The sequence below is a fragment of the Skermania sp. ID1734 genome (assembly GCF_007489285.1).
Taxonomy (GTDB): domain Bacteria; phylum Actinomycetota; class Actinomycetes; order Mycobacteriales; family Mycobacteriaceae; genus ID1734.
Window position 1 is genome coordinate 233,876 of the sequence record NZ_VLIY01000007.1, and the last position, 12,400, is coordinate 246,275.

Annotated in this window: 10 protein-coding genes and 1 pseudogene; 3 read left to right on the forward strand and 8 right to left on the reverse strand. The window is 65.3% G+C overall.

What is annotated here, in order from left to right; all coding sequences use genetic code 11:
* Positions 1-90: 90 nt before the first annotated feature.
* The 4 genes and pseudogenes from FOS14_RS24975 to FOS14_RS11305 form a co-directional block, all read right to left on the reverse strand.
* Positions 91-720, reverse strand: coding sequence for an endonuclease (locus FOS14_RS24975; protein WP_221936699.1), 630 nt, complete (start codon positions 718-720; stop codon positions 91-93).
* 99 nt (positions 721-819) lie between these two features.
* Positions 820-1,152 (reverse strand): annotated as a pseudogene (locus FOS14_RS24980) (WhiB family transcriptional regulator); the annotation flags it as partial.
* 165 nt (positions 1,153-1,317) lie between these two features.
* The gene (locus FOS14_RS11300; protein ID WP_143770488.1) at positions 1,318-2,109 is read right to left on the reverse strand and encodes a universal stress protein; all 792 of its coding nucleotides are present in this window, start codon (positions 2,107-2,109) and stop codon (positions 1,318-1,320) included.
* 67 nt (positions 2,110-2,176) lie between these two features.
* A complete protein-coding gene (locus FOS14_RS11305) occupies positions 2,177-2,635 on the reverse strand; it encodes a hypothetical protein (protein WP_143770490.1) in 459 nt (152 codons plus the stop codon).
* Between the two features lie 268 nt (positions 2,636-2,903).
* On the opposite strand from FOS14_RS11305, the gene FOS14_RS11310 reads away from it, so the two are divergent.
* Positions 2,904-4,280, forward strand: a complete 1,377-nt coding sequence (locus FOS14_RS11310) for a wax ester/triacylglycerol synthase family O-acyltransferase (protein ID WP_143770492.1) — start codon at positions 2,904-2,906, stop codon at positions 4,278-4,280.
* Here FOS14_RS11310 and FOS14_RS11315 read toward each other — a convergent pair.
* From FOS14_RS11315 to FOS14_RS11325, 3 genes are all read right to left on the reverse strand, one after another.
* Entirely contained in the window at positions 4,277-7,687 is a 3,411-nt protein-coding gene (locus FOS14_RS11315; protein WP_255450250.1) for a serine/threonine-protein kinase, read from the reverse strand. The genes FOS14_RS11310 and FOS14_RS11315 overlap by 4 nt on opposite strands.
* 134 nt (positions 7,688-7,821) lie before the next feature.
* Positions 7,822-8,340, reverse strand: coding sequence for a GAF domain-containing protein (locus FOS14_RS11320; RefSeq protein ID WP_143770494.1), 519 nt, complete (start codon positions 8,338-8,340; stop codon positions 7,822-7,824).
* 86 nt (positions 8,341-8,426) lie between these two features.
* The gene (locus tag FOS14_RS11325; RefSeq protein ID WP_143770496.1) at positions 8,427-9,692 is read right to left on the reverse strand and encodes a helix-turn-helix domain-containing protein; all 1,266 of its coding nucleotides are present in this window, start codon (positions 9,690-9,692) and stop codon (positions 8,427-8,429) included.
* A gap of 186 nt (positions 9,693-9,878) precedes the next feature.
* Here FOS14_RS11325 and FOS14_RS11330 point away from each other — a divergent pair, with 186 nt between their 5' ends.
* Both FOS14_RS11330 and FOS14_RS11335 read left to right on the forward strand, forming a co-directional pair.
* A complete protein-coding gene (locus FOS14_RS11330; protein WP_143770498.1) occupies positions 9,879-10,586 on the forward strand; it encodes a FadR/GntR family transcriptional regulator in 708 nt (235 codons plus the stop codon).
* Between the two features lie 3 nt (positions 10,587-10,589).
* Entirely contained in the window at positions 10,590-11,417 is an 828-nt protein-coding gene (locus FOS14_RS11335) for a sterol desaturase family protein (RefSeq protein ID WP_143770500.1), read from the forward strand.
* 50 nt (positions 11,418-11,467) lie between these two features.
* Here FOS14_RS11335 and FOS14_RS11340 read toward each other — a convergent pair.
* Positions 11,468-12,400: HNH endonuclease signature motif containing protein (locus tag FOS14_RS11340; RefSeq protein ID WP_143770502.1), on the reverse strand; the 933-nt coding region annotated here is incomplete at its 5' end.

Sequence of the window (12,400 nt, forward strand, 5' to 3'; positions counted from 1 at the left end):
CGTTCGCGAGTCGGTTGTCGCTGAACGAGATCTACGCCGCCGTCTTTTGGTCGGCCACCAGCCCGGCCGGCGTGTCGTTTCTTAGTCCGGTCAATACCCCAATGCCTTGTCGAGCGACACCCGCACCAGAGCGGCCGCAAGGGGAGCACACGCACCGCCCGGCGCGAGCTTTGCGAGCTTTTTCGGATCGTCGGGGAGCCGCAACTCGCGGGCCACCTCGAGCGCGCGTTCATCGAAATAGGGCCGAACCCACGTCCAGGTGTCCTGCACCTCGCGCAGAAAGATAGCGGCGCCAACGCCACCGATCCCCTTGAACTCGGTGAGCAATTCCGTTGCCTGCTCGACGTTTGAGTCCGAGCGTTCGGCTAGCTTGCGCAAGTCTCCCTGGTACTTCTGCTGGACCAATTCCGCCGCTTCGTGCAGTCGGGTTGCGGTGCTTTCGTCATACCGCACGTAATGTCCGCGGCCCAACGCGTCGATCACCGATTTTCGCGACGCCTTACGCGCGCGTTCCGGCGTGCGAAGCCCGGCCGCCAATATTTCTTTCGTTGCCGCGACGGCGATATCGCTGGAGATTCGTGCGCTCAGCAACAACGGCATTTCGAGGAGTTGAAACAGTGCCGCAGGCTTGTCTTTTACGGTGATGCCCGCTTCCTGCGCGTAGGTCGGGCTGGCGTTTGCCAGCAACGCGTCAACTGTCGAACCGGTCGCCTCCGCCATCGGCACTCCTCGCGTCGAGCCTCGTGTGCCCGTGGGGGCCCCGTCCTGGCAGTGCAAACCCGCCCGACGCCCGTGGAGTTCCAGAATGGCCCGCTCGCGGCTTGTTAAGCCGCCCCAAATGCCATGCGGCTCTTTAGCCTTCACGGCGTACATGCGGCAATTGAGTAGTACTGGACAGGTGCCGCAGGCCGCTTTGGCTTCCTTTTCCCGTCGGGCGCGTTCGGGCCCGCGCTGGCTGGGCGGGAAGAAAATTGCCGGGTCCATGTTCCGGCACCTGGCTTCGAGCTGCCAATCCCATTCATCGACGGTAGGGGCCGGTAAGCCGGGTATGCCTTGACGGTATTTGGCGACGAACTTTTCGATTGCCGTCGCAGTCCATCGCGAATCTCGGAGCAGCTTGATCGACCAGTGCGCGTTGCCGGTGTGAGCCATCCACTCGCCTCCCGTCACTTGCCGCGCGACGTGCAGCCATTGACGCCGCACTCCAACCAACGCGGGTCATCCTAATTAGGAGTCCCGTCGGACCATATTGCCGCTGCCACAGATATCGGCCGATTGATTGTGTTCTCGCGACAATGACGAGAGGTTCTGCGCGGGCTATCCAGTTTTTCGAGTGGTGTTGACGAGCAATAAGTTCGATGTCGCTTTATGTGTGACGGTGTTGGCGGTCGAGCCGAGGACTCGGGCCAGTCCGCTCATTCCGCGGTTTCCGATTACCAGCAGGTCATATGCGGCGCCCGCTTCGACAATTGCGTCGGCGGCGTCACCGCCAACCACCTCCTGGGCCAATTCGGTGGCGCTGTCGAGTTGGCGGGCGACATCGGCGAGCACCTGCTTGCCCGCTGCTTCGTCGGAGTTGGCTGTGATCAGAATGACTTGGGCGCCAAAGGTTTTCGCGAGCCGGATCCCTTGCTCTGCGGCGAAAATCGACGTGGCCGAGCCGTCGGTGGCTAGCGCGACGGTTTTGAATCCGTCGAGGCGATTGTGGACGAACAACACGTCCGCGGAGCTGTGATGCGACAGCTGATTGGCAGTGCTACCGGTCAGTCGGCTGGCCGGGCTGCCGAGGCCTCGGGCGCCGACGACTAGCAGGCTCGGTGGTGACGAAGCCGCGACGTCGGCAAGCACGGTGGCGGCGTCGCCCTTAGCTTCGACGCGTTCGACGGTGTCGATGTCGAACTCGCTGAGATCAACGTCGGCGGACTTCGTGGTCATCTGGGCCCACGACTGCTCGCGGGCGCCGGGAACCGCGAGGTCCGGCTTCCATGCCGTCACTACTGTGACCGGCAGCGACAGGCGCGCTGCAATCGCGCCGCCCACCATGATCGCACTGCGCGACGGCGCCGACCCGTCGGTGCCAATAACGATTCTCGAATATTCGTCGTGCATGTGCCGCTCCTTGTTTGGGTGCCGCGACTTTCGTCAGGCGACGAGGATTTCGAGAGAGTTGCCGTCGCTAGGCGAGTTTGCGAATTGTATTCCAGGCACCGCTTCCAGCGCTGCGAGCTGAGTCTATTGACGTGACGACGGTTGAGGCGGCGTCGACCGCCAAGGTGAAGGCTGGTCGAACGTCGTCACCGAGCGCGTCGGCAAGAGCGCCGACATCGTGAACTGCGGTCGACCACGATTCCGCGACCGACATTTCGCCGTCGCTCGCGTCAGGTTCGACTACGCCGATCTCCACCGAATCGGTTGCTCGCTGCTGGTCGTTATTGACGAGGATGGTCACCGCGCGACGGAGTTCTGATCCAGCGTTTCTGGCCGACTCGACGGCGGCTGCGAAATTGCCGACCGTAGTGACAGCGAATTCCGCACCGGGCTGAATTCGCTCACCGAGCGCATCCACCAACGCGCCCATATCGCGAGCGGCGTCACTCAGTGAATCGCGAACTGTTGTTTGCGTCGCATCGGTCATTGTCGAGACTCCATTGTCGCTTCGGTTCGGGCACTGGCAGCGAGTCGACGGGCCCGTCGAGTGACGCTTGCACGTATCGATAGTAACACATGCGCAAGCGGTGTAAACGTTGATTACAGATGCGGTGTCAGTGTATTCTGCAACTGCTTACGAGTGCAGCGACCTCCCTGGGGAACTCTCGAATGCCACGACCCGCGTCGGCCAGACGTGCGGCGTACTACCGCTGCCACCGGCAAAACTGCGGCTCACACACCGGAAAGGTCTCGGTATGGAACTGATGCAACCGCTCGACGCGGCATTCTTGCTCGCCGAATCTCGCGAACACCCGATGCACGTGGGCGCCCTCATGCTCTTCGAACCGCCCGCGGACGCCGGTCCGGAATACGTTCGCGGGGTTTACGAGCGAATGGTCGCCGACGTGAACTACCACCCGACCTACCTCAAGCGTCCGGTCTCGCCGATTGGCAACGTGAGCACCTGGGCATGGGCGCAGGACGACGAGATCGATGTCGAGTACCACATTCGGCGGGTTGCGATGCCCTCACCGGGGCGGATCCGGGAACTGCTCTCGGTGGTTTCGCGCTGGCATGGAACGCTGCTCGACCGGCACCGCCCGCTGTGGGAAGCGCACATCATCGAAGGCTTGGCCGATGGCCGGTTCGCCGTGTACATGAAGGTCCATCACGCCCTCATGGACGGTGTCAGCGCCTTGCGCCATCTGGAACGGAGGATGTCGACCGACCCGAATGCCGACGACTGTCCGGCATTTTGGGCGCGGCGCGATGCTCCCGCCCGGACCGCCGCACGCAAATCGCCGGTTTCACCGCTGCGCGCGGTGCTCGACGGCGGTGCGAAGGTTGCCTCCGGGCTCGCGGAATTGGTTCCGGATGCCGTTCGGATCGGTCAGAAGGCGATCGGCGACAAGGACTTGGTCCTGCCCGGCACCGCGCCGAAGACCATGCTCAACGTGCCGATCGGCGGGGCTCGGCGGTTTGCCGCGCAGTCTTGGGAAATCAAGCGCATCAATGCGGTTCGGGACGCGGCGGGTGTCTCGGTGAACGATGTAGTGCTGGCCATGTGCGCCGGAGCGTTGCGCATCTATCTCGCCGAGCACGACGGGTTGCCCGACAGATCGTTGAACGCCTTCGTGCCCATCTCGACCCGCGCCGCAGATAAGGATGAAGCGCTCGGCAACGCCGTCGGCGTGATTCTGTGTCGGCTGGGTACCGAGATCGCCGATCCAAAGGAACGGCTTGCGGTGATCAGCGCATCAATGAACAGCGGCAAGGACCTGTATCGGTCTGTCGGGCCAATTTCAGGCCTGGCGTGGACACTGGCCGCCCTCTCGCCCATGCTTGCGGCGCCGGTGCCTGGAGCGCTGTCCATCGCGCCGCAATCATTCAACGTGATCGTGTCCAACGTTCCGGGCCCGCGACAGCCGATGTATTGGAACGGCGCCAAACTGACTGGTATGTACCCGGTTTCGGTGGTCGCCGAGGGGCAGGCGCTCAATATCACGCTGACCAACAACGATGAAAATCTCGACTTCGGGTTGATCGGCTGCCGTCGCAGCGTCCCGCACCTCCAGCACATCCTCACCCATCTGGAAACGGCGTTGCAGGAGCTCGAAGCGGCGTACGCCTAAAGCCGCGCCGTGAGCGATGCCGGTCCGGCGGCGAGCAGGTCGGTGATGTTCGGGCCGGCGTCGGTGACAAACCGAATCAAGCCGTGCTCGGTGCACTGCGGAATAAGCTCGGCCAGAGCGGTTTCAGCACGATTGTGGTCGCCGGCCGCCCACTGGCAGCAGGCGTGCAACAACCGCGCCTGCAACATCGCGCGCGGTCGGGGCTGGGTGCCGATTTCGCCCACCATGGCACCGGCCCGGGTGGCTGCCTGTTCGGCGGCTGACGCCGAGCCGTCGGCCAACAGCAGCCAAATCACCGAGGCCTGGTCGAATTCGGCGATGTCGGCGTGGATTCCGTTGTCCTGGCGCCGATACAGCGGCAGCTGCAGGAGCCGGGCCCGAACGTCATCAGGTATCGGCAGCCCGAGCCTGATGCGCTCGGCCGTGATTGCTGCGGCGAGCCGTGGCAGCGAGTACCGCTCGGCGATCTCGGCTCCGTCGGCCAGCCGGCGGTCGGCGGCGGCTCGGTCACCACGGATCGCCTTGACGCGCGCGCCGATTCGGTAGGTCGCCAGCAGGAACCATACGAAGCCGGCTTGCCGTCCGAGCTCGGCGCTCGCGTCGAGCAGCTGCTCTGCCTCTGTCAGTTGGCCCTGGTGATAGCGCAATTCGCCCAGCAATGCACCAACCATCCGGGCCGCGTGGCGGTTCGGGCCGGACCGTCGAGCCGCGTCGGCTGCGCCGCTGAACATCTCGTCGGCAGCGTCGATGTCGAGCTGTTCGAATGCGGCCAACCCGGCGTAGCACCGGCCGTGCACCAGTCCGAAGAGGCCCTTGTGTCCGCGATGCAACGGCATCGCCCGCTGCTGCCAGCGGCGTGCCTCGGCGAAGTCGAACCGCAGCAGCGCATCGGTCGACGCCATATTTGCGGCCGAGGTGGCGACGAACGGATTACCCACGTCGGCCAGGTGTTCGGCGACCGAGGGCGGGACTCCTGCGTAGCGGTCGGTGAGCAACTGCTGTCCCACGCGGACCAGCGCTACTTCGTCGCGCAACCCAGCGGCTTCGTCGGGATTGCACACCGCGCCCGAGTCGAGCGCCGCAGACGCTGCGCGCAGGGCACGGGCGACCCCGTCCCAGCGCTGGATGGCGAGACTCGCCCAGGCGGCCCAGAGCTGTAATCGCGGCCGGGACTCCACATTTCGCTGCGGCAGCTTGCCCAGCAAGCCGAGGAAGGTGGCGGTGCGGGCACGTTCCATCAGGTCGAGCGCATGCTGTTCGACGAGTTCGACCGCGCGGTCCGGGTCGTCGGCGGCGAGGGCATGATCGACGGCGCTGCTGAGCACGTCGTGCTCGGCGAACCAGGTGCTGGCCCGCTGGTGCAGCACCTCGAGCCGGCCAGGGTGTTGTCGGACGAGTCGGCGTTGCAGGTAGTCGGCGAACAGACGGTGGTAGTGAAACCATTCGCCGGACTCGTCGAGGCGGCGCAGGAAGAGGTTGCGGTCACAGATGTCGTCGAGTAGTTCGTGGCTGTCGTCGTGCCCGGTGAGGGCGCGGGCAAGCTCGCCGGAGATCCGGTCCGTAATGGCGGTTTCCATCATGAAGTCGAGCATCGCGGGATCGAGCTCGTCGAGGACATTCTCGGTCAGGTAGGTAGCGATCGACCGATGCCGGCCGCTGAGCGCGTCGATGAAAGCGCCGGGGTCGGAACGCCCCCGCAATGTCAACGACGCCAGCTGCAGTGCGGCGGGCCAGCCTTCGGTCGATTCCTGCAGCCGGCTCACGTCCGCATCCGAGAGCGGAAGCGAATTGGCCTCGGTAAGGAACGTATTGGCTTCCGCGGTGCTGAAGCGCAACTCGGCCACATCGATTTCGACGAGTTCATCGTGCATCAGTAGCCTGCTGACCGGCAGCCCCGCAGTAGTCCGGCTGGCGACGACCACCACCAGGTGGTGACAGCTATGTTCCAGCAGGTAATCCATTGCGGCAACAGTTGTTTCACTGGTGACCAGGTGCCAGTCGTCGATCACGAGCACCATGGCGCGGTGACTGTCGTGAATCTCGTCGATCAGCGTCGAAAGTACGTATCGGGCGGTGTCCGAGGCGCGTTGCTCGAGCGCGGCGCCGATCTCTTGGGCAAGCTCCGGCCTGACTCGACGGATGGCCTCCACGACGTGCGCGAGGAACCACACCACGTTGTCGTCGTCCGGGTCGGCGGTGAGCCAGGCGACGGGCACCCCTTCGGCGGCGAGTGCGCGTGCCCACTGGCTCGCCAGGGTCGTCTTGCCGAAACCGGCGGGCCCGTGAATCAGCGTCAGGCGCCGGCGGCCACCCCGACGAATCAGATCCAGCAGCCGCGAACGCTCGATGGTGGCACCCGGCGCGGTAGGCGGTCGGAATTTGGTCGCGGTGCTCGGCGGAGGTGGCGGGGTGACCGAGCCGGGGCCAGAGAACAACCCTGGCATGACTGCGGCCGTGGGGGATTCGGCCTTGGGCGGCACCGCCATGACATCGACGGGCAGCCCGCATTCGCGCTGCACGGCCCGAAATCGCTCGCCGAGTTCGAGCGCGGAGGCGGGTCGGTCTGCAGGCATCGGCGACATCGCCGCCGTAACAGCGTCACAGACCGGGTGCGGGATGCCGAGCGAGTGCAGATCGGGTAGCGAGGCGGTGGCGATGCGGGCGAGTTGCTCCTCCAATGGTTCGCCCGAGCGCCGCGCGAATGGCGCATGCCCGGTCAACAGGCAGAAGAGGGTGGCGCCGAGCCCGTAGATGTCGGATGCGGCCGACGGAGATGCCCCGCCGAGCACCTCGGGCGCGGTGTAGGCGGGTGTGCCCTTGACTGTGTGGCTGGACGTTGTTGTGGCCTCGCCGAATTGCGCAATCCCGAAGTCCGCGAGCTGCGGTTCGCCGTAGTCGGTGAGCAGGATATTGCCCGGTTTGACGTCGCGGTGGATGATGCCGATCGCATGGGCAGCCGCCAGCGCGCCCGCCATCTTCACGCCGATCGAGAGCACCTCGCGCCACCCGAACGGGCCGGTCGTGCGCATCAAGTGTTCCAGCGAACCGCGGGAGTGGAACGGCATGACAATGAATGGTCGTCCAGTGGGGGTGATGTCGACCTGCAGGACTTGCAAGATGTGTGGGTGGCCGCTCATCCGGCCGAGCGCTCGTTGCTCCCGGACGAATTGCTCACGCTCATCGCCGCGGACCTCGGCGGTCATCGCCTTGACGGCGACGTGGCGGTCCAACGAGTACTCGAAACAGCGGTAGACGGTGCCGAAGCCGCCACGACCGACTTCCTCGGCGTCGCCGAAGCCGGCCGCCGCCAATTCGGCCGCGATTCCGGTGCGAACGTCCCGATCGGTTCGGGCCCCGTCGAACTGTGCCATCCGACGCCCGCTCTCGTGGTGATGCTTGTCGCCCAACGATAACTCCGCTGGCTCGACTGCGGCGGCTGTCGAACGTGTTGGGGTCGACCAGCGCCGACGAGCTGACCGACATGCTGGAGAAGCAGGGAGGTGGACCGACGAGGAGAAGTCGAGCGCCCGAAGGATCTCGCCTAAGCGGCCGGGTGCGTCATTGCGCCCGAAAGATACTGCGCCGAGGTTTCGGCCAGCGACCGCGCGATGCGCAAGTCCGGCTCTGACCACGTCCGGGGCTGGCTCGAGTACAGCGCAAGGACGCCGATCGTGTCGCCGGCCGCTCGCAACGGGATCACCGCGACCGCGCCGATTCCCGCATAACGCGCGGTCGCCGCATAGCGCGGCCACGGCCCGTCGGGATCGCTCAGGTCGGCGATGCACACAGGATCGCCGCTCGTGACCGCGGCGAGCGCGGGCCCCACCTGATGACGCTCCTGCCACAGCTCGAGCAGTTCGGCCACAACGCCGACATTCGAGGTGACAAACCACATCCGGTCTTCGTCGACCAGACTGATCGCGGCGCCGGTCAGGTCCAGCACCGACGTCGCGGTATCGACGACTTCATCGAGCAGCCCGCCGTGGTCGTAGGGCTGGGAATGCATGGATCGACTGCTGAGGTCGAACTGTTCCATCGCGGCGTGCCCGACTTGTCTCATGGTGGACCTCCTGCATTGTCATGACCGCGCGCAGGTAACACGATGCTTGGTCCACCCGCCGCTCCGGCTGACCTGCCGTGCCACGACTACTTGCCGGGTGTGCCCAGTTGCCGATATTCGCCCGGGGTCTGGCCCGTCGTTGCCCGAAATGCCCGGTGAAACCCGGATTCACTGTCGAATCCGCAGGCGGCGCCGACCCGGCCGACCGGCAGCTGCGGTTCGTCGAGGAGCATCTGCATCGCGCGTTCGATCCGCATGCGGCGCAGCTGTGACGTGACGCCTTCTTTGCCGAGGATGCGGTACAGAGTCCGGCGAGAGACGGCGCACGCCTCAGCAACCCGGTCGGCGTCGAGGCCGGGGTCCGCGAGGTTGCGGCGCAGAAACTCCAGGACACGGTCGCGGGCATGAGCTTGTGGCGCGGGATCCAACGTCGCGACTGCCTGTGGCTGGACGTGCGCCACGATTCCGTGCAGGCAACCTCGGCTGATAACGCGTTCTACCGCAACTACTTTGGTCGACAGGCCGCTAGGCAGGCTGGCCACCAGGGTGTCGACGGCCCCGGTTCGGCACAGGTCGTTGGCGTGCTCGGTGAGCGCGAGTCGGTCGGGCACGTCGAGCTTGCGGCGCAGGTATTGGTTCATGACCACCACGTCGCCGCCGACGGCCATCACTCCGAGTGCATTGCGGCGGCATTCGCGCCGGTAGATCTCCAGCAGCGCGGCCTCGGTCTCGCTAGCGAGCGCGCACATCCGGTCCTCGATGTGGCTACTGGCGCCGTTGGCGAGGACGGACAACAGCGGGCTCGACCGGTCGGCCCAGCAGGTCAGGTCGATAACACCGATGACCCTCCGAGTCAGGGGATGCCGAATGGGCGCGCCGGCGCAGGCGAGCGCGCCGAGGCTGTGCAGGTAGTGCTCGCCCTCGCCGAGGAACGTAGGCCGTTCGGTACGCAGCGTGGTGCCCACCGCGTTGGTACCCACCAAATCCTCGCCGCAGCCGGCGCCGGGCTCGAGCCGCATGCCGTCCATTGCGTTCATCAGCGCGCGATCAGCGGTCAGGCGGTCCAGAACGACGCCGTCCACGGAAGTCAGCACCACTGCGATGGATTGTGCGGCCAGATCGTCGGAAAGCCTCCGCAGGACCGGCGCGGCGGCGCGCAGAAACGGCGAGTCGGTGTTCGGTTCGCGGACGAACGGCAGGTCGACTCGCTCCGGGTCCACATCCGACTCGCGGGAGCGGCGCCACGAGTCGAGAATGCTGCCGCGTAGCAAACCCGTATCCACCGAACCGCCGCCGAAGAAGCACTCCCGCGCCCGCTGGACGTCTGTAGAGATGTCCGCCGTGGGATTCATCGTTCGATCACCTCTGGCTGGCGGACTAAATGTCGACGTTCAGATTACGCCCGCAAGGTTGTGGTGTGGGCGACATCGCACGCGCGCGCTGAAGTCAGCCGTAGGGCGCCAGCCGGTAAGTTATGTGACGGGGACCACTGGTACAACCAGTTGACCAGTTGCGCTCCGAGCCGCATTCTTGGGTGCATGGACATCGCACCGATTCCCCGGGCCGCCGTCTCTGATGCCGTCTTCGCCCATCTCCTCGGCGAGATCTTGTCGGGCCGGCTTGCCGTCGGCGGGCCCTTGCCGCCCGAGCGTGAGTTGGCGCTGGCCTTCGCCGTGAACCGCCACGCCGTGCGGGAAGCGCTCAAGCGTCTGCAGCAAGCGCGACTGGTGCAGATCAGTCACGGGGGAAAGACCCGAGTGCTGGACTGGCGCAACTCCGCCGGGCTGGACGTGCTCAGCACACTGGCTGCCACCGGAGTCGTTCCTGCGCTGCAGGTCATGCACGACATCGCCGTCATGCGTCGGTCCGTGGGCGCTGATGCGGCCCGGATCTGTGCGCAGGCGGCGTCCGACGCTCAGGTGGCCGCAATTTCCGTTGCGGCGCAGGCGTATCCGACGTCCGAAACAGCGGAAGTCTTCCCCGCCGACCTGGCGTTCTGGACCGCGGTCATCGACGGTTCCGGCAACCTCGCCTATCGGCTCGCGCTGAACACGCTCGTCACTGCCTTCACCGACATTGGGTGGCAAGAGATCGCAAATCTCGGCGCCGCAGCGGAATTCGCCGACCGCGACGCCCACATTGCACTCGCCGAACGCATTGCCGCTCGCGATGCCGACGGTGCCTATCGACTCGCCGACGACTTGCTCGGCCGGATCGTCACGATAATGTCCGCCGCGGAGGGGTAATCCATGTTTGACCTGATCATGCATGCCGTACCGGTCTTCGTGATTTGTCTGGCGCTGGAGGCGCTTTCGTACTACTTCCTGCCAGACGACGAGGTCGGGTACGAGTTCCGTGACTCGCGCACCAGCCTATCCATGGGGATCGGCAACGTGATCGTCAACATCGGCTGGAAACTGGCGGTGGTCGCCGTCTACACCGGCGCGTACCTGCTGACCCCAATCCACTTGCCTGCCAATAATCCGCTGACCTGGGTGGCGCTGTTCGTCGCCGACGATTTCGCCTACTACTGGTACCACCGCACGCACCACACCATTCGGTTGTTTTGGGCCAGCCACGTCGTGCACCACTCCAGCGAGCACTACAACCTGTCCACCGCGCTGCGGCAGCCGTGGACGCCGTTCAGTTCGATGCCCTTCTGGCTGCCGCTGGCCTTCCTCGGGTTTTCGCCGTGGATGATCTTGCTGCAGCAGTCGATCAGCCTGGTGTATCAATTCTTCATTCACACCGAGCGTATCGATAAGCTTTGGGGCCCAATTGAGTACGTATTCAACACCCCATCGCATCACCGCGTGCACCACGGATCCAACAACCAGTACCTGGATAAGAACTATGGCGGCATCCTCATCATCTGGGACCGGTTGTTCGGCAGCTTCGAACCGGAAGGGGAGCGGGTGGTCTACGGATTGACCAAGAACATCAACACATTCAACCCACTGCGCGTCGCCACTCACGAGTTCGCTGCGATCTGGCGCGACGTGCGTGGTGCCAGAAAATGGCGGCACCGGCTCGGCTACACCTTCCGTGGACCAGGCTGGAATCCTGAGGCCGCCTGACCAGCTTTATACCACGCGTCAACACCCGGCGACCTGGCTTGGCGTCGTCGTTACCCGGCGCGGCGTTGTTGGTCGTCGGGGTCGTCGTCGGTGGTGAGGTATTCGCCGGGGTGGTGGTAGTTGTTGCGTCGGGGTAGTTGGTTGGGGTCGAGGATGGCGGGTGGGATCCACAGGGTGCGCCCGGTTTTGGGGTCTTTGATTGTCTGCCAGCCGTTTTCGGTGTCGATGTCGCGGTGATGGGTGTCGCAGGCGAAGGTGAGTTGGTCGATGTCGGTGGGCCCGCCGTCGGCCCATTCGGCGAGGTGGTGGACTTGGCAGCGGTAGCCGGCGGCGGCGCAGCCGGGTGCGGTGCAGCCGCGGTCTTTGGCGTGCAGCACGATGCGTTGATCGGGACTGGCGATGCGTTTGGACCGGCCCAGATACAGCGGGCGGCCGTGGTCGTCGAAGAGCACCAGGTAGTGGTGGGCGTGGCCGGCCAGCCGGATGAGGTCGCGGATCGGCAGGAGGGCACCGCCGCCGGTGACGGCGTGGCCGGTGGCGTCTTGGAGTTCCTTCAACGTGGTGGAGACGATGACGGTGACCGGCAGCCCGCGGTGCTGGCCGAGTTGGCCGGAGGCCAGCATGGCCCGGCACAACGCCTTGAGCGCGTCGTGTTGGCGTTGCCCGGTGGTGCGGCGGTCACGCTTGACGGCGTCCTCGGAGGGTTCCTCGTCGACGGCCGGGTGTTCGTCGTCGGGGTGGCAGGCGCCGGGTTTGGCCCATTTGGCGAAGATCGCCTCCAGGTAGGCGGCGAGTTCGGGTTCGACACAGAACCGCCCGCTGGTCATCTTGTCCGGACCCTGGGGGTCCATGTGGAAGAAGCGTTTACGAGCGCGGTCGTGTTCGTCGTAGTCACCGTCGGGATTCAAATACCCGTCGAGGCGGTTGGCCACCCGGCGCAGCTCGTCGGGGCGCAATGTGGCCGCCGCCGTGGCCAGTGCGTG

Bases quoted from the DNA above. Each gene is read 5' to 3' on its own strand.
- FOS14_RS24975 (WP_221936699.1), bottom strand. From the start codon at position 720: ATGGCGGAGGCGACCGGTTCGACAGTTGACGCGTTGCTGGCAAACGCC.
- FOS14_RS11300 (WP_143770488.1), bottom strand. From the start codon at position 2,109: ATGCACGACGAATATTCGAGAATCGTTATTGGCACCGACGGGTCGGCG.
- FOS14_RS11305 (WP_143770490.1), bottom strand. From the start codon at position 2,635: ATGACCGATGCGACGCAAACAACAGTTCGCGATTCACTGAGTGACGCC.
- FOS14_RS11310 (WP_143770492.1), top strand. From the start codon at position 2,904: ATGGAACTGATGCAACCGCTCGACGCGGCATTCTTGCTCGCCGAATCT.
- FOS14_RS11320 (WP_143770494.1), bottom strand. From the start codon at position 8,340: ATGAGACAAGTCGGGCACGCCGCGATGGAACAGTTCGACCTCAGCAGT.
- FOS14_RS11325 (WP_143770496.1), bottom strand. From the start codon at position 9,692: ATGAATCCCACGGCGGACATCTCTACAGACGTCCAGCGGGCGCGGGAG.
- FOS14_RS11330 (WP_143770498.1), top strand. From the start codon at position 9,879: ATGGACATCGCACCGATTCCCCGGGCCGCCGTCTCTGATGCCGTCTTC.
- FOS14_RS11335 (WP_143770500.1), top strand. From the start codon at position 10,590: ATGTTTGACCTGATCATGCATGCCGTACCGGTCTTCGTGATTTGTCTG.